General features: G+C 65.3%; 16 protein-coding genes and 1 other RNA gene. 13 read left to right on the top strand and 4 right to left on the bottom strand.

Features of this window, described 5'->3' with window-relative positions:
* Window positions 1-60 precede the first annotated feature (60 nt).
* A complete protein-coding gene (locus tag AC1VV3_RS04790; protein WP_431566954.1) occupies window positions 61-1,686 on the top strand; it encodes an NAD-dependent malic enzyme in 1,626 nt (541 codons plus the stop codon).
* A gap of 29 nt (window positions 1,687-1,715) precedes the next feature.
* Window positions 1,716-2,801, top strand: coding sequence for an oxidoreductase (locus AC1VV3_RS04785; protein WP_431566953.1), 1,086 nt, complete (start codon window positions 1,716-1,718; stop codon window positions 2,799-2,801).
* Between the two features lie 146 nt (window positions 2,802-2,947).
* Here AC1VV3_RS04785 and rpoH read toward each other — a convergent pair whose 3' ends face one another.
* Together rpoH and AC1VV3_RS04775 are read right to left on the bottom strand one after the other, a co-directional pair.
* Window positions 2,948-3,850: an RNA polymerase sigma factor RpoH gene (rpoH, locus tag AC1VV3_RS04780; protein WP_132263473.1), complete on the bottom strand. Its 903-nt coding sequence runs from the start codon at window positions 3,848-3,850 to the stop codon at window positions 2,948-2,950.
* A gap of 94 nt (window positions 3,851-3,944) precedes the next feature.
* A complete protein-coding gene (locus AC1VV3_RS04775; protein WP_132263471.1) occupies window positions 3,945-4,889 on the bottom strand; it encodes an RluA family pseudouridine synthase in 945 nt (314 codons plus the stop codon).
* An 18-nt stretch (window positions 4,890-4,907) separates the two neighbouring features.
* Here AC1VV3_RS04775 and AC1VV3_RS04770 point away from each other — a divergent pair, with 18 nt between their 5' ends.
* From AC1VV3_RS04770 to rnpB, 4 genes are all read left to right on the top strand, one after another.
* Entirely contained in the window at window positions 4,908-5,312 is a 405-nt protein-coding gene (locus AC1VV3_RS04770; RefSeq protein ID WP_431566952.1) for a M67 family metallopeptidase, read from the top strand.
* Between the two features lie 54 nt (window positions 5,313-5,366).
* On the top strand, window positions 5,367-6,008 hold the full coding sequence (locus AC1VV3_RS04765) for a histidine phosphotransferase family protein (protein ID WP_132263467.1): 642 nt from the start codon (window positions 5,367-5,369) through the stop codon (window positions 6,006-6,008).
* Between the two features lie 32 nt (window positions 6,009-6,040).
* Window positions 6,041-6,745, top strand: a complete 705-nt coding sequence (locus tag AC1VV3_RS04760) for an N-acetylmuramoyl-L-alanine amidase (RefSeq protein ID WP_132263465.1) — start codon at window positions 6,041-6,043, stop codon at window positions 6,743-6,745.
* A gap of 9 nt (window positions 6,746-6,754) precedes the next feature.
* Window positions 6,755-7,195: RNase P RNA component class A (rnpB, locus tag AC1VV3_RS04755), an RNA gene on the top strand.
* Window positions 7,196-7,268: 73 nt separating this feature from the next.
* Here rnpB and AC1VV3_RS04750 read toward each other — a convergent pair.
* Complete coding sequence (locus AC1VV3_RS04750; RefSeq protein WP_134093174.1) at window positions 7,269-8,075, bottom strand: metallophosphoesterase; 807 nt, start codon at window positions 8,073-8,075, stop codon at window positions 7,269-7,271.
* 276 nt (window positions 8,076-8,351) lie between these two features.
* On the opposite strand from AC1VV3_RS04750, the gene AC1VV3_RS04745 reads away from it, so the two are divergent.
* Entirely contained in the window at window positions 8,352-9,164 is an 813-nt protein-coding gene (locus AC1VV3_RS04745) for a TorF family putative porin (protein ID WP_431566951.1), read from the top strand.
* Between the two features lie 55 nt (window positions 9,165-9,219).
* Here the strand turns inward: AC1VV3_RS04745 and AC1VV3_RS04740 are convergent, their stop codons facing one another.
* The gene (locus AC1VV3_RS04740) at window positions 9,220-9,975 is read right to left on the bottom strand and encodes an SIMPL domain-containing protein (RefSeq protein ID WP_132263460.1); all 756 of its coding nucleotides are present in this window, start codon (window positions 9,973-9,975) and stop codon (window positions 9,220-9,222) included.
* 94 nt (window positions 9,976-10,069) lie between these two features.
* On the opposite strand from AC1VV3_RS04740, the gene AC1VV3_RS04735 reads away from it, so the two are divergent.
* From AC1VV3_RS04735 to AC1VV3_RS04710, 6 genes are all read left to right on the top strand, one after another.
* Window positions 10,070-10,498, top strand: a complete 429-nt coding sequence (locus AC1VV3_RS04735) for a VOC family protein (protein ID WP_132263458.1) — start codon at window positions 10,070-10,072, stop codon at window positions 10,496-10,498.
* 281 nt (window positions 10,499-10,779) lie between these two features.
* Window positions 10,780-12,147 (top strand): glycosyl transferase family protein, encoded by a 1,368-nt coding sequence (locus AC1VV3_RS04730; RefSeq protein ID WP_243654092.1) that lies wholly within the window; start codon window positions 10,780-10,782, stop codon window positions 12,145-12,147.
* Window positions 12,144-13,403, top strand: a complete 1,260-nt coding sequence (locus AC1VV3_RS04725) for a hypothetical protein (protein ID WP_431566950.1) — start codon at window positions 12,144-12,146, stop codon at window positions 13,401-13,403. The genes AC1VV3_RS04730 and AC1VV3_RS04725 overlap by 4 nt, the downstream gene beginning before the upstream one ends.
* 47 nt (window positions 13,404-13,450) lie before the next feature.
* Window positions 13,451-14,365: a sulfite exporter TauE/SafE family protein gene (locus AC1VV3_RS04720; RefSeq protein ID WP_132263452.1), complete on the top strand. Its 915-nt coding sequence runs from the start codon at window positions 13,451-13,453 to the stop codon at window positions 14,363-14,365.
* Window positions 14,366-14,403: 38 nt separating this feature from the next.
* Complete coding sequence (locus AC1VV3_RS04715; RefSeq protein ID WP_132264180.1) at window positions 14,404-15,126, top strand: TIGR02186 family protein; 723 nt, start codon at window positions 14,404-14,406, stop codon at window positions 15,124-15,126.
* An 83-nt stretch (window positions 15,127-15,209) separates the two neighbouring features.
* Entirely contained in the window at window positions 15,210-16,877 is a 1,668-nt protein-coding gene (locus tag AC1VV3_RS04710) for an ATP-binding protein (RefSeq protein WP_482961973.1), read from the top strand.
* Window positions 16,878-16,896 lie beyond the last annotated feature (19 nt).

The following is a 16,896-nucleotide window of genomic DNA, read 5'->3' as shown; positions in this document are numbered from 1 at the left end:
TTTTTTCGAGTCGTCAGGCGGCCTGCCTGACCTGAAAATGCTGTGAAGGAAAGGTCGTCGATGTCTCCCACCCGTCACGCTGCCGCCCGTGCGCTGCTTTCCGATCCCCTGACCAACAAGGGGACCGCTTTCACCGCCGAGGAGCGTGACGAGTTCGGCCTCCATGGCCTGCTGCCGCCCCATGTCGGCACGCTGGACAGCCAGATCGAGCGCCGCCGCAAGGCGCTGGAGGAAAAGGAAAGCGACTTCCAGCGCTACGCTTTCCTGCGCGAGCTTCAGGATTCGAACGAAGTGCTGTTCCATGCGCTGGTCCAGAGCGACCTGCCGCGCATGCTGCCACTGGTCTATACGCCCACCGTGGGCGAGGGCTGCGAGCGCTTCAGCGAGATCTGGCGCCGCCCGCGCGGCCTGTTCCTGAGCTACCCCAACAAGGACCGCATTTCCGACATCCTGGCCGACCCCGCCTATGACCGGGTCAAAGTGATCGTCGTCAGCGACGGCGAACGCATTCTCGGCCTGGGAGACCAGGGCGCGGGCGGCATGGGCATCCCCATCGGCAAGCTGGCGCTCTATACCGCCTGCGCCGGCATCCACCCTTCCGAAGTCCTGCCGATCCTGCTCGACCTCGGCACCGACAACCACGCGCGCCGCGAAGACCCGCTCTACGTAGGCTGGCGTGCCGGGCGCGTCCGGGGGCAGGACTACGACGATTTCGTCGAGGCTTTCGTCAGCGCGGTGGATGACCGCTTCCCCGGCGTCCTGCTCCAGTGGGAGGATTTCGCGGGCAAGAACGCCTACGATCTCCTGGTCCGCTATCGTGACCGGCTGCTCAGCTTCAACGACGACATCCAGGGCACCGCCGCCACAGCCGTCGGCACGCTTCTGGCAGCGATCGGCAGGACCGGCGTGCCGCTGACCGAGCAGCGCGTCGTGCTCTTCGGCGCGGGCGCGGCGGGCAGCGGCGTGGCGGAGATGCTGGTCCAGGCCATGGTCGCCGAAGGTCTCGACGACAGGTCCGCGCGCGCCCGGATCTGGGCGGTCGACCGGGACGGATTGATCCTTTCCGACGTGCCCCGCCTGCCGCCGCAGCAGCTTCGCCTTGCCCGCGATCCGGCAGAGATCGCAGGCTGGAACGTCAGCGGCCAGAACATGATCTCGCTTCAGGAAGTGGTCGCCAATGTCCACCCGACCGTGCTGATCGGCACATCGGGCCAGAAAGCGGCCTTCGATGAGCGCACCGTCCGCACCATGGCCGAAAACGTCGAGCGCCCGGTGATCTTCCCGCTATCGAACCCCATCTCGCGCGCCGAAGCCCATCCCGCGGACATCCTGGAGTGGACCGGCGGCAAGGCCATCGTCGGCACCGGCAGTCCCTTCGGCACGCCGGGCGTCACGCAAGTCAACAATGTCTATGTCTTCCCCGGTGTCGGCCTTGGCGCCCTGGCGAGCGGGGCGACCGCGATCAGCGACGGCATGTTCATGGTCGCCGCGCGCCGCCTGGGCGAACTGAGCCGCGCCGATCACGATGGCCTGCTGCCCGCCGTGACCGAGCTTCGCGACGTGGCACTGGAAATCGCCGTCGTGGTGGCGGCCCAGGCACAGGCCGAGGGTCTCGCCACGGCCGAGCCGGATGCGCTGACGCGGGAAAGCATTGCCGCCAGCATGTGGCAGGCCCAATACGTCTGAACGGCCACTAGCCCGAGAAGGAACACGACATGACCCCGGCAAGCGAAGCTCTCAAGGTCGGCCTCCTCGGGTACGGCTATGCCGGGGCCACGTTTCACGCTCCGCTGATCGGCGCGGTGGAAGGGCTGGAACTGGTCGGCGTCGCCAGCCGGAGCGCCGACAAGGTCCTGGCCGCGTTCCCCGGTGCGACGGTGCATGCCGACCCCGCGGCCCTGCTGGGCGATGCAGAACTCGATCTGGTGGTCGTGGCCACACCTAACGATACGCATTTCCCGCTGGCCCAGGCGGCCTTGCGCGCGGGCAAGAACGTCGTCGTCGACAAACCCTTCACGCTCGACATGGCCGAGGCCCGCGCGCTGATCGCCTTGGCCGAAGAGACTGGCCGCCAGCTCACCGTGTTCCACAATCGCCGCTGGGACAGCGATTTTCGCAGCATCTGCAAGGCCATTGAACAGGGTCTTCTCGGCGAAGTCTCACACCTCGAAAGCCACTTCGACCGCTTCCGCCCGCAAGTGCGTGACCGTTGGCGCGAGAACGATGGACCCGGCGCCGGCATCTGGTTCGATCTGGGGCCTCATCTCGTGGACCAGGCGCTGCTGCTGCTGGGCTTGCCGGACCGGGTCACGGCTTCTCTGGCACTCCAGCGCGAAGGCGCGCGCAGCGCCGACTGGGCCCATGTGGTGCTGGAGTTCGGCGCGAAGCGGGCGGTTCTGCATGCCTCGATGCTGGTGGCGGGCGGCGTGCCGCGCTTCATCGTCCACGGAACCGGCGGCAGCGCCGTCAAGCAGGGCATGGACGTGCAGGAAAGCCAGTTGCTCTCCGGCATGGCGCCTGGCGCCGAAGGGTGGGGCGAGGACCCTGATCCGCTCGTGCTCTACAATGGCGAAGGACAGGCAAGCCGTCTTCCGGCCGAACCCGGCGACCAGCGTGAGTTCTATCGCCTGGTGGCAGAAGCGGCGCGGGGCAGGGCGGCCAATCCGGTGCCGCCGATCCAGTCGCTCGCGGTCATGGCCGTGATCGAGGCGGCCGAGCGATCCGCTGCGGAAGGACGCGGCATGGAGCTGCCGCTGACTGAAGCCGAGCGCGCGGCCTGGACGGCAAGCCGGGCCGGGTGAGCCGGTCCTGGTCGTGAGGGCGGCCGAAGAACCCGCCTCTCGAACCCTGCGCCGCCGTCATCCCGAACCCGTTTCGCGCAAGTAGCCCAAACGAAAACGGGCCGCCCTTTCGGACGGCCCGTTTCTCATTTCCCTGCAGCCGAAGCTCAGCCCGCGGGTAGGAGCTTGCGGTCGCTGGCGATGCGGTTCATCGCCTTCTGCAGCTTCTCGAAAGCGCGCACCTCGATCTGGCGGACGCGCTCGCGGCTGACGTGATAGACCTGGCTCAGCTCTTCGAGCGTCTTGGGGTCTTCGGTCAGGCGGCGTTCCATCAGGATGTCACGCTCCCGCTCGTTAAGGCCGTCCATGGCCTCCACCAGCATGGCGTGGCGCACGGTGGCTTCTTCGGCATCGGCAACGGTTTCGTCCTGAAGCGGGCGTTCGTCCGCCAGGATGTCCTGCCACTGTCCTTCGCCTTCCTCGCGCAGGGAGACGTTCAGCGAAGCATCGCCGCCCATCATCATGCGCCGGTTCATGTTGACCACTTCCTGCTGGGAAACCCCGAGCGTGGTAGCGATCTTGGCGACATCGTCCGGATGAAGATCCGAATCCTCGTAAGCGTCGAGGTTCTTCTTCATGCGGCGAAGGTTGAAGAACAGCTTCTTCTGCGCGGCCGTGGTGCCCATCTTCACGAGCGACCACGAACGCAGGATGTACTCTTGAATCGAAGCCTTGATCCACCACATAGCATAAGTGGCGAGGCGGAAGCCCCGATCGGGTTCGAACTTCTTCACGCCCTGCATGAGGCCGATGTTGCCTTCGGAGATGAGTTCCGAGACCGGCAGGCCATAGCCGCGGTAACCCATGGCGATCTTCGCAACGAGGCGAAGATGGCTGGTGACCAGCTGGCCGGCTGCCGCCGGATCCTCATGCTCCTTGTAGCGCTTGGCGAGCATGTATTCCTGCTCGGGCGCGAGAAGCGGGAACTTGCGGATCTCGGACAGGTAACGGTTGAGGCTCTGCTCACCGCCCAGTGCCGGCACCGCCGGGAGATTACGTTCCTTGCTCACAATATCCGTCCTTTCCGGTCGGCCCGCGGTCGAAGACCCTTGCGAGGCGTCTTAGCTTGCGGCCACCTGTTCAAGATAGCACAATTATCCGATTTCAGTTTCGCAGTTCATCGATCAGCGTCTGCATGTCGTCGGGCAGCGGACTGATGAAATGGACTCTCTCTCCAGTAACGGGATGGACGAAGCCGAGTTCCGCGGCATGAAGAGCCTGACGGACGAAGCCGAGTCGCTGGAGGATCGGACGAATCGCAGTTGGGGTACGACCATATACAGGGTCTCCCAATAGCGAATGCCCGATTGACGACATGTGAACGCGCACCTGATGCGTCCTTCCGGTTTCCAGCCGGCACTCCACGAGCGATGCGTTCTTCAGCGTTTCCAGTGTCTTGTAATGGGTGACGGCATGCTTGCCGCGCCCGTCCTCCACCAGGGCCATCTTCTTGCGGTTGACACTCGATCGGGCGATGGCGCCGCGCACCGTTCCCGCGATCGGGATGGGGCGCCCGGACACGACGGCCCGGTAGGCGCGTGCGATCGAATGGTCGGCGAACTGCGCGGCCAGGCCCTCATGCGCCTTGTCGGTCTTGGCGACGACGAGCAGGCCGGACGTGTCCTTGTCGATTCGATGGACGATTCCCGGCCGCGCCACGCCGCCGATGCCGGAAAGCTGGCCGCGGCAGTGATGGAGCAGGGCGTTGACCAGGGTTCCGTCGAGATTGCCCGCCGCCGGATGCACGACGAGACCGGCCGGCTTGTCGACGATGACGAGATATTCGTCCTCGAACACGATGTTCAGCGGAATGTCCTGCGCGGCCGCCTCTGCCGGTGCGGCTTCGGGCACGTCGATCGCGAAAGCGGTGCCCCCCGCCACCTTGAGCGAAGCCTGCGAGACCGGCTTGCCGCTCAGCGTTATGCGCCCTTCGCCCATCAGCGCCTTGACGCGTTCGCGCGAAAGTCCGCTGGCCTCTGCCAGCGCCTTGTCCAGACGGCCGCCCTCGCTGCCGATGAACCCTTCGATGATGTTTTCGTAAGCCCCCATTGCCTGTAGGATTTGGGGATGAATGTCGAAGTGACAAGTGAGCTGATCGCAAGATTGCATGCAGAATCTTTACGTGCCCATCCGGAGGAATGCTGCGGCATCCTGCTGGGCACGCGGGAAAATGACGGCGAACGGATCGCGGGCGCGATTCCCGCCGCCAACGTCGCCGCGGAGCCTGCGCGCCATTTCGAGATCGACCCCCGCGTCCTGCTGGCCGCACACCGTGCCGCGCGCCAGGGCGGACCGCAAGTTATCGGCTATTACCACTCCCACCCCACCGGCGATCCCGTGCCTTCCGCCACGGACTGCGAACATTCCACCGGGGATTTGCGCGTTTGGGCGATCATAGCCGACGGGCAGGTTGCTTTCTGGCGCGATACCGGGAAAGGATTTGCGGCCGTCACGAGCCGTATTGTCGAATGATCCTTCGCAACGGCCTGAACTCGAATGATTACTGCAAAGGGAAGTCCCCGTTCCATGACCACAAGCTCGCTCGAACTTGCCAGCCTGCTTTGTTCGCGCCTGTGCCATGACATGCTCAGTCCCGTTGGTGCGCTGACCAACGGGCTGGAGCTGCTTGCGGACGAGAAGGACCCTGAAATGCGCCAGCGCTGCTTCGAGCTGCTGGACCAGAGCGCGCGGATTTCGGCTGACAAGCTGAAGTTCTTCCGCCTGGCCTTCGGCGCTGCGGGCGGCTTTGGCGACATGGTTCCCGTCACCGAGGCGCGCGCCCTGATCGATGCGCTGGTGGCCAACAACGCCCGCATCGTGCTGAACTGGGCGCTCGCCAGCGATATGCTGCCCAAGCCGGCGGTGAAGACGCTGCTCAACTTCGGCCTGATCGGCATCGAGGCGCTGCCGCGCGGCGGCACGCTGGATCTCGCGGCGGAATTCCGCGACGGCATGAGCGAGATCGTCGTGCGTGCGGCCGGCCCGCGCATCGCTTTCGACCGCGACATCGGCCGCGCCCTCGAAGGCGCGCTGCCGGAAGGCGACTTGTCGAGCCGCACCGCGCCGGCCGCGATGATCCAGCAACTTGCCCATGCCCAGGGCGGCAAGCTGCAATATGCCCTGGCCGACGACGCGCTGGTGCTCGGCGCCGTGCTGCCCGGCGCGTGAAGGCCTGAACGGAGAAGGGCGGAAGGACGACGATGAACCGCTGGCTTGTCAATTCCATCGTCAAGTCGCCCAACTTCAATGAGCGCAAGTTGCCGATCTCGATGGTCGTGCTGCATTATACCGGCATGAAATCCGCCGCCGAGGCGTTGGAGCGGATGTGCGATCCCGAGGCGGAAGTCTCGGCGCACTACATGATCGACGAGGCGGGCGCGGTGACTTCGCTCGTCCCTGAGGAAAAGCGGGCCTGGCATGCCGGGCGCTCCTACTGGCGGGGCGTTACCGACGTGAATTCGGCCTCGATCGGCATCGAACTGGTCAATCCCGGGCACGAATGGGGCTATCGTCCCTTTCCCGAAGCGCAGATGGAAGCCTTGCTTCCGCTGCTGGCCGATATCGTCAAGCGCAACCACATTCCGCGCGGCAACGTCGTCGGCCATTCCGACATTGCCCCGGCCCGCAAACAGGATCCCGGCGAGTTCTTCGACTGGGCCAGGCTGGGCGACCTGGGGCTGGCGCTGAAGATCCCGCTCGCGAAGATGAACTTGTTCTACGACAATCCGGGCGCCTTCTATCTCGCGCTGGAACGGTTCGGCTACGACATTTCCGACGGCCGCGCCGCAGTCACGGCTTTCCAGCGCCGCTGGCGGCCCGAACTGATCGACGGCCAGATCGATGGAGAAATCGGCGCGATTCTCTTGGAACTGCTGTTGGAGCAGGGCAGCGGCCGTGCTAGGTGACCGCTCGCACCGGGGGGCCGGGCAGCCGCGGGCGTCTTTTGACGCGCGAGGAAAGTCCGGGCTCCACGAAACAAGGGTGGCGGGTAACGCCCGCCGGGCGAGTCGGGTTTTCAGGCCCGGCGAAGCTTAGGGAAAGTGCCACAGAGAGCAGACCGCCTCGCCAACAGGGTTCGTCCCTTGCGGCAGGTAAGGGTGAAAGGGTGCGGTAAGAGCGCACCGCGCTTCCGGTAACGGAAAGCGGCATGGCAAACCCCACTCGGAGCAAGACCGAATAGGGGCTGCGCGCCGTCTTTGAACGGCGGGTTCGTTTCGGACCCAGGCAGCCCGGGTTGGTCGCTTGAGCGGCGCAGCAATGCGTCGCCTAGAGGAATGGCTGCCGCCGCGGCGTAAGGTCCCTCCTTGGGGAGACCACGCCAGGTACAAAACCCGGCTTACAGGCTCCCCGGTGCATTTTCATGACAACGCGCGATGCCGGATCGCCGCGCACGCTTTGTCGAACCGCTCAGGCGGGGGGGCGAACCGCTCAAGCGGGTGCTTCCGCAGCGACCTGGACCGTGATCCCGTCCTCGCTCTCGCAGGCCTGGATGAACCAGCGCTCGCTGCCCTGGAGCCCGATGGCGGTGAGGCGGCCGTGCATGTAGGCCCCGGTGTCGATACCCACGCGGTTGCCCCGGATCTCCGGTTCCTGCGTGATCGTATGCCCATGGATGACGAAGCCGCCGAATTCCCCATTGTGGCTGAGGAACGGTTCGCGGATCCACCGGCAGTCGTGCCCCAGCTGGTTTTCCAGCGGCGTTTCGGGTCGGACGCCGGCATGGACGAAGACGTAGTCGCCCACGCGGATCATCTTCTGGAACCCGTCGATGAAGTCGAAATCGTCCTGCGGGATGGCTTCCATCGCCGCGCGCTGCAGTTCGTCGAGTTCGGCATCCATCACGAATTGCGGGTCCATGCCATAAGACAGGATGGTCTCGCGGCCGCCGAATTTCAGGAAGCTGCGAAAGGCGTCCAGCTTGTCGCGGGAGACGAGCAGCATTTCCTCGTGATTGCCCTGGATGAATTCGACATCGCGTTCGCGCGCCCATTGCCGGGCGCGGGCCAGCACCCCGGCACTGTCCGGTCCGCGGTCGATCAGGTCGCCGAGCAGGATGACCAGGCTATGCGCACTGTTTCGTTGGGCGTCGTCGCGCTCGATCGCCTCTATCAGGCGCTCGAACAGGTCCAATCGGCCGTGGATGTCGCCGATCGCATAGATGCGCTGTCCAATGGGCAGTTGGGGAAGGCGGGCGCTGGGAGCGCGGCCGAGGAGGTTTCTGATCTTCGCGAGCATTGCGTTGGTGGCGACTATAGGAAACGCGGCTCATGCCCACAAGCACAACGCGGCCTTCGTCATACGCATTAAGCCGAGGCGTGCCGGCTTCGCGGGTAGTGGCCCAAAATCCACACAAGGTTTCCCGAATGTTTCTGGAATGAGATTTTTCTTGTTCCAATCTTGGGTGCGGTGCAGCAATATTGTGCAGCTGCAATCGCCTTCAAGACAGAAAGGCGATGCGGCAAAGCAGGCTGGGACGAGACACCCCAAGAAGAATTCAGTGAGGGAATGACCATGTTTATGTCCGTCCGCGGCGCTTTCGCCGCCACTCTGCTCGCATCCAGTGCAATCGCAGCAACTCCGGCTTTCGCTGACGAGGCCGACGCGCCTTCCGAAGTGACCGTGACCGGCAACGTCGCGCTCACCAGCGACTATCGCTTCCGCGGCGTCTCGCTCTCCGGTGGTGATCTGGCCGTCCAGGGCGGCATCACCGTCTCCCACAAGAGCGGTTTCTACGCCAGCATCTGGTCCTCCTCGCTTCACAGCAGCGAAGTGGACGTGGATGGCGACGGCGTGGGCGACGGATCGGTCTATGGCGACCAGGAACTCGATCTCATCGGCGGCTGGACGGGCGAAGTGACCTCGGGCCTGACGCTTGACGCCGGGCTGCTCTATTACGTCTATCCCAGTGGCAAGATCGGCGACGCGAACTATTGGGAGCCCTACGCCTCGATCAGCGGGCAGGTCGGACCGGCCAAGCTGAAGCTGGGCCTTGCCTACGACTGGAAGCAGAAGGGCCTGCTCGACAACAACGGCAGCAAGTCGGACAACCTCTACGTCTACGGCAATGTCGACGTTGCCATTCCGAACACGCCCGTCACCGTTTCCGGCCACCTCGGTTATACCGACGGCGTCCTTTCGCCCTGCTACTATTGCACGGACAGCCGGACGTTCAACGACAAGACCGGCATCGACTATTCGATCGGCGCCTCGATGACGCTGTTCGGCCCGCTTTCCGCCAGCATCAGCTATGTCGGCGTCAGCGGCGTCTCGGTCGACAGCTATACGGACGACACCGTGGTGGGCACGCTTACCGCCTCGTTCTGATCGACAAGCGTTTTGCAGGAGGACCCGCCCGGAGCGATCCGGGCGGGGCTTGCCTCTACTTGAGATAGAAGTCCACGGTCGTGACCACGCGCACCTTCTTGTAGGGCGTATCGGACACGCCCCAGCCACCACCCGAATCGCCGTCGCGCGCTTCGATGGTGAAATAGCCCTGGGTCGCGCTCTTGATGGCGCCGACCTGGGCGCCGCTGTCCTGCGCGAACTGTTCGGCAGCCGCCCGTGCATCGCGGGTAGCAGCAGCGACCATCGGCGGCTTGATGTCGTTGAGGCGAGTGAAAGTGAAAGCCATGCCCGAACCTTCCTCCAGGATGACCCCGCGCCGCACCAGTTCGAACTGACGCCTCACTGCCGATTGCGCGCGCTTCACGTCCTGAGTGCGCAAGGTGACGCGCTGGCGGACAGTGAAAGTGACGACGCCATTGTCCTTGCTCTGCTGCACGTTGGCCCCGGTCGGCTGCAGCGCATCGGCAGGGAACCCGAGTTCGCGGAAGAACGTCTCGATCGCCCGCGTATCGTTCTCGACGCCCGATTGCGCCGTCGAAAGATCGCCGGCGGAAGCGGAATAGGCGATCGTCCAGGTCGCAAGGTCGGCCGTGACGTCGCGCTCCGCCAGCCCGCGAACCGTCACCGAGCGATCCGCCCGGTGCGCGCGCTTCATGCCGTCGCCAAGGAGATAGCCGCCGGCCACCAGCCCGATGGCCAGGATCGTGGAGGCCGCCAGCCAGCCCCTAACGACAGGATCGCGCAAGAAGGAGGTGGAGTGGCGAGGGTCGGATGGGCTAGTGTCAGGCATCGCGGCTTCTCCCTGAAGTCTCGCGGAGCATGGCCGAACAGGTGTGTATCCGCGATGAACCGTTTTTCATATGCGATAAGTTGAAGGAATCTCCGTGACCAAGTACCTCCACACCATGATCCGCGTGACTGATCCGGACGCGACGATCCGCTTCTTCGAACTGATCGGCCTGCAGGAAACCCGCCGCTTTTCGAGTGAGCAGGGCCGGTTCACGCTGATCTATCTTGCCGTGCCGGGCGAGGAGTCCGAAGTGGAGCTGACCTATAACTGGCCGGCCGAGGACGGCTCGTTCGAGCAGTACGAGGGCGGCCGCAATTTCGGCCATCTCGCCTTCCAGGTCGACGATATCTACGCAACCTGCCAGACGCTGGCCGATGCCGGCGTGACGATCAACCGGCCGCCGCGCGACGGCCACATGGCCTTCATCCGTACGCCGGACGGCATTTCGGTCGAGCTGTTGCAGGACGGCCGTCTCGATCCCGCCGAGCCCTGGGCATCGATGCCGAACATCGGCAGCTGGTAAACCCGACGCCGCCGGGCGCGGGCTACGCTGGCTCAGTGCATTGGGCAACGCCCGGCGGCTTTTCGGACGGGTTCCCGAAAAGTTAGTTAACTTTGTGAAATAGACGCTTGTTCATTGGTGTGCCGCTGGCGCCGGACATACCTCCCGCCCCGCAACGGGAGTCTTGGGAATCGGTTGGCGACAGTGCCTCCGACAGCCGGGACAGGGATTAATTCCGATCTCCAGCGGGGGCTAACATGGGATTGGTTGAACTTGTTCGGCAGGCGCTTTCAGGCCTGCTTATGATCGAGCAGGAGCTTTTGCTCTTCGCCGGTTTCTGGGTGCTCATCGGCACTCTCGACGAAGTGGCGGTCGATTGCTGCTGGCTATGGTTCCGCATGACGGGGCGGGCACGGACGCAGCGCATCACGGGCGACGCTGCCCGCGCGCCGCTGCGGGGCAAGGCGGCGATCTTCATTGCCGCCTGGCAGGAAGACCAGGTGATTGGTCATACGATCCGCCATGCCTTGTCGGCCTGGCGGCAGGACGATTTCACGCTCTATGTCGGTTGCTACGGCAACGATGCCGCCACTGTCGGCGCAGCGATGGAGGGCGCGGGCACGGACGCGCGCGTTCGGGTGATCATCCATGAACGCGCCGGACCCACCACCAAGGCGGATTGTCTGAACCGGCTCTACCGCGCGCTTTGCGACGATGAACGCCAGAGCGGCCGGGCCTATCGCTGCGTCATTCTTCACGACGCCGAAGACATGGTCCATGCTGCCGAACTGGCCGTGGTCGATGCAGGTCTGGCTTCGGCGGACTTCGTGCAGATTCCGGTACGGCCGGAGCCGCAGGCGGCATCGCGCTGGGTGGGCGGCCACTATCTCGACGAGTTCACCGAAGCCCATACCAAGTCGCTGGTCGTCCGCGATGCCTTGGGGGCGGCGATTCCGGCAGCAGGAGTAGGCTGCGGGTTCGGCCGCGACATGCTGGAGCGGATCGCGCAAGGCCGCCTGGCCGAAGGCAATCCGGGTCCGTTCGCGGCGGAATGTCTCACCGAGGATTACGAACTGGGCGTTCTGGTATCGCGCGAAGGCGGGCGCTCGCGCTTCCTTCGCGTGCGGGACGAGCAAGGGGAACTCGTCGCGACGCGGGCCTATTTCCCGGCCCGGTTCCGCGAATCGATCCGGCAGAAGACGCGCTGGATCCATGGCATCGCCTTCCAGGGCTGGGAAAGGCTCGGCTGGGAAGGCAGTTCGGCAGATACCTGGATGGCCCTGCGTGACCGGCGCGGGCCTCTCACCGCGATCGTGCTCGCCAGCAGCTATGCCCTCATCCTGGTCGAGGGCATTCTCGGGGTTCCGCGGATCCTGGGCTGGGAAACCGCCACGAAGCCGCCGCCGATGCTGGCCTGGATGATCGCGGTCGGTCTGTTCAGCCTGGTGTGGCGCAGCGTGGTGCGCGCTGCACTCACGACCCGCGAATATGGGGTTGCCGAGGGTTTCCGCGCCATCTTGCGCATTCCGGTGGCCAACTACATCGCGATCATGGCCGGGCGTGATGCCTTGGCCTCCTACATCCGCACGCTGAGGGGCGGCGAGGTCACCTGGGACAAGACCCGGCACGATGCGCATCCGGCCTCGCTTGGCGGAGTGGCGGCAGCATGAGCCTGACACAGCCTTTTCGCGGACAGCCGCTCGTGGCCTTGCTGGCAGTGCTGGCAGGCTGGATGGGCGGCCGGATCTCAACCTGGCAAAGTCCTTTGCCGATCGAGGCAGACATCGTTCATGCTTCTCCGGTCGCAACCGGCGGCGGACAAGGTCTCGCTGGCAACGGCAGCGATGATGCCCTTGAAGGCCCCCTGTCGCCGCCCGGCTCGGGGCTCTATCCGCCCCTGGAATACCTGGCGATGGAGCGGGGCATGGCCGGGCCGGGTTATGCCATGCCGGCAAGGACGAGCCAGCCCTATCCCGTATTCGTGCGCGTGCCGGTATGGGTGAACGGCCCGGGTTACGGAGTAGCGACCCGGGCGCCGGCGGCTTTTCCTCTGAGTCAGGATCTCCCGATGCAGTATGGGATAAGCGGCCTGCCCGGCGCGCCGGAGTGGCGCGCGCGTGGCTTCGATGTCACGCCGGCCGCGTTCGTTTCCGGCACGGCAGCTGGGTCGCGCATGCCTTCGGGCCTGCCGCCGCTCTGGCAGCTTGCGGCTCAGCCCGGCCCGCCGCCGAGCGTAACCCCTGTCGCGGGACCGAGGCCGTTCCCCAAGCGATGGTCCGGAGATTCCTGGGCGCTGCTTCGGCATAACGGTGCAGGGGGGATCACCAACGGCGCGCTGCCCGCGACCTATGGTGCCAGCCAGACCGGCGCGGTGCTGCGCTATCGCCTGTCGCTGGACGATCCGCGGCGCCTTACGGGCTACATGCGCACGACCACGACGCTGAGTTCGGTCATGCGCGAAACCGCCGGCGCGCTGGGCTTTTCCGCCCGGCCTTTCCCGAAGCTGCCGGTCATCGCCGCACTCGAGGCCAGATTGACGGAGCAGGGGGGCGTGCACCGTTTCCAGCCGGCGGCCATGGCGATCACCGAGCTTCCGCCGTTTCCTCTGCCGAAGGGCTGGCGCGGCGAGGCCTACGGGCAGGCGGGCTATGTCGGCGGCACGTTCGCAACGCCTTTTGCTGACGGACAGTTTCGCGCCGACCGCGGGCTGTTCTCGGTGGGGCGCCTGGAAGGACGCCTGGGCGGAGGCGCCTGGGGCGGCGTGCAAAAAGGTGCCGGACGGCTCGATGCCGGACCGAGCGCGACGTTTGCCGTGCCGCTGGGACGCGGGGCATTCGGAAGGGTTGCCGTCGACTGGCGGTTCCGTATCGCCGGCGATGCCGATCCCGGCTCGGGGCCTGCCGTCACTCTATCCGCAGGTTTCTGATTCCCGGCTTTCCTAGCGGCGGATGCTGCGGTAGCGAGAGGGGTGGAATGGATGTCTACCTCCCCATAGCCAACCTCTCCGTCAACGGTCTCATCATCGTTGGCCTGGGGGCGATCACGGGCCTGCTTTCGGGCATGTTCGGCGTGGGCGGCGGCTTCCTCACCACGCCGTTGATGATCTTCTACGGCATCCCGCCGACCGTGGCCGCTGCTTCCGCGGCCAGCCAGGTGACCGGCGCCAGCGTCTCCGGCGTGTTCGCGCATACCCGGCGGGGCGGGGTGGATTATCACATGGGCACGGTCATGGTGGCCGGCGGCATCATCGGCACCGGCATCGGCGCGGCGCTGTTCAGCCTGCTGCAGCGGCTGGGGCAGATCGATACGGTCATCAATATCCTCTACGTGTTGATGCTCGGCTCGATCGGCGGACTGATGGCCAAGGAGAGCATCCAGACGATCCGTGCGGAGCGATCCGGGGTGCCCATCGCGGCCCGCAAGCGCCGCCACCACCCGATGGTCGCCAGCCTGCCGCTGCGCTGGCGATTCTACCGCTCGGGGCTGTACATCTCACCGCTTGCTCCGCTGTTGCTCGGCATGGGCACCGGCATCCTGACGATGCTGATGGGCGTGGGCGGCGGCTTCATCCTCGTGCCGGCGATGCTCTATATCCTTGGCATGAGTGCCAATGTCGTGGTCGGCACTTCGCTCTACCAGATCCTGTTCGTCACCATGGCGACGACGATGATGCATTCGATGACCACCCATGCGGTCGACATCGTGCTGGCCTCGCTGCTGCTGCTGGGATCCGTCACGGGCGCGCAACTCGGCGCGCAATTCGCCCAGAAAGCGAGCCCGGTGAAGCTGCGCCTCGTCCTGGCGATCATCGTGCTGCTGGTCGCGGGGCGCATGGCGATCGGGCTGGGCTATCGTCCGGACGAGATCTACACGGTCGCCCCGCTGTGAAGCGCGGGCTGGCCCCGTTCCTCGCGCTTGCCGCGGCCATGGCGCTCGGCGGCGCACGCGATCCGATCCTGGTTCCCGAGGTGTCCCAGCACGAAGTGGATCTGCGGCAAGGCTTCACCGGCACCGAATTGCTGCTGTTCGGCGCGATCCTTACGCCGGAAGGCTCCCGCGCTGCGCAGGATTACGACATCGTGGTCGTGCTCAAGGGACCGACCCAGTCCATCGTCCTGCGCGAAAAGCAGAAAGTCGCCGGCATCTGGATCAATGCGGACAGCACGGAATTGCGTTCCGCGCCGTCCTACTATGGCCTGGCGTCGACCCGGCCGATCAAGGACATCGTCGACGACAAGACGGCCGCGATCTACGAACTCGGTCTCAAGTGGCTGCAACTCTCGCCGATCGGGGCCATCGATCCCACCGAGCAGGCGCGCTTTTCCGACGGCCTGGTCGATCTCAATCGCCGCAACGGCCTCTATCGCGACGAGGAGGGCGGCGTGAAAGTGAGTGAGCAGGTGCTCTATCAGGCGCGCATCCGGCTGCCCTCGCAAGTGCCCATCGGCACCTATACGGCGGAGACTTATGCCATTTCGCGGGGGCGGGTGGTCGCTTCGGCCAGCAGCCAGGTCCAGGTGCGCAAGCTCGGCTTCGAAAGGGCGATCGCCAACTTCTCAGAAAACTACGGCTTTGCCTATGGCCTCTTGGCGGTCCTCGTTTCGGTGGGCATGGGCTGGCTTGCCGGACGGCTTTTCGCCCTCCGCTAGGCAGCATCGCCGGCCGCTCTTAGGCGGAAATTAACCGCGCCGAACTAGCGTTTTCGAACGAAAACGCTTGTTTCGAGGGCTCAATGAACGAGATGCGAATGGACGGCTTCGATCCTGCGACGGCCCCGCACCCCCGGGTGGGCGGCGAAGAGGGGCGCGAGCCGATCGGCGTGATCCTGGAGATTTCCGGTGCCGGCGCCCGCATCGCCTTCGATCTGGCGCGCCTCAACGATGCCGCGCAGCACGTCGATCCTTCGATCGCCATGTCGGGGCAAGTCGGCAGCCAGGTCAAGGTCCGGGTGGGCCGGGGCTGGTTGCTCGCCAGCATCCGCAACCAGAAGAGCGACGCCACCGTCCCCGGCGGCATCGTCGCCGAGGCCGACTTTTTGGGTGAAGGGCTGGAGGAACGGCTGACGGGTCGCATCCATGGATTTCGCCGCGGCGTCACGCGCTATCCGACGCCCGGCGCGCTGGTCTACCCGGCCGACACGGACGACTTGCGCCAGGTCTATGCCAGCGACGGGCGGCAGGCGGTTCAGATCGGCACCGTCTATCCCACCAAGGACATTCGCGCCGGGCTCTACATCGATACCCTGCTCGGCAAGCACTTCGCGCTGCTGGGTTCGACCGGCACCGGCAAGTCTACGAGCACCGCGCTGATCCTCCACCGGATCTGCGAACAGGCGCCGGAAGGCCATATCATCATGGTCGATCCCCACGGCGAATATGCTGCCGCCTTCCGCAACACCGGCGTGATCCTCGACGTCTCGAACCTGCAGATGCCCTATTGGCTGATGAACTTCGAGGAACATTGCGAGGTCCTGGTCACCACGCGCGGCGATGAGCGGCAGCTGGATTGCGAGATCCTGGGCAAGTGCCTCCTGGAGGCGCGGGCGAGGAACCGCCTGGCGGAGCAGATCGGCAAGATCACCGTCGATTCGCCGATTCCCTATCTGCTCTCCGACTTGTCCAACATCCTGAACAACCACATGGGCAAGCTCGACAAGGGCCACTCCAGCGCGCCCTACATGCGGCTGCGCAACAAGCTCGACGAATTGAAGGGCGATCCGCGCTACCAGTTCATGTTCTCGGGCATGCTGGTGGGCGACACGATGGCCGAGTTCGTCTCGCAGCTGTTTCGCCTGCCTTCGCGCGGGCGGCCGATCTCGATCATCGACGTGTCCGGCGTGCCGTCCGACATCACCAGCACCGTGGTGGCCGTGCTCAGCCGCATGGTCTTCGACTTCGCCGTCTGGGCGCGGGAGGAGAAGACGCGGCCGATCCTGCTCGTCTGCGAGGAAGCGCACCGCTACGTTCCGAACGAGAAGAACGCCGACGGTTCGTCGGTCGGCCGCATCCTTTCGCGCATCGCCAAGGAGGGCCGAAAGTACGGCATTTCGCTGGGCCTTATCACGCAGCGGCCGTCCGACCTTGCGGAGGGCGTGCTCTCGCAGTGCGGCACGATCATCTCGATGCGTCTCAACAACGACCGCGATCAGGCTTTCGTCCGCGCGGCCATGCCTGAAGGCGCGCGGGGTTTCCTCGATTCCATCCCGGCGCTGCGCAACCGCGAATGCGTGATCTGCGGCGAAGGCGTGGCGATCCCGATCCGCGCTTCGTTCGACGATCTGGAGGAATTCCGCCGCCCGGCGTCCGCCGATCCCTCGTTCATCGAACTCTGGAGCCAATCCGGCGGCGAGGAGGAGATGGTGCTCCGCACGGTCCAGCGCTGGCGGGCCCAGGGCAGATAAGCAAAACCGCGGAGAACCC

The organism is Novosphingobium sp. BL-S-34, from assembly GCF_056857015.1.
The sequence above is the reverse complement of the archived record's forward strand: the minus strand, read 5'-3'. Positions and strand labels throughout refer to the sequence as shown.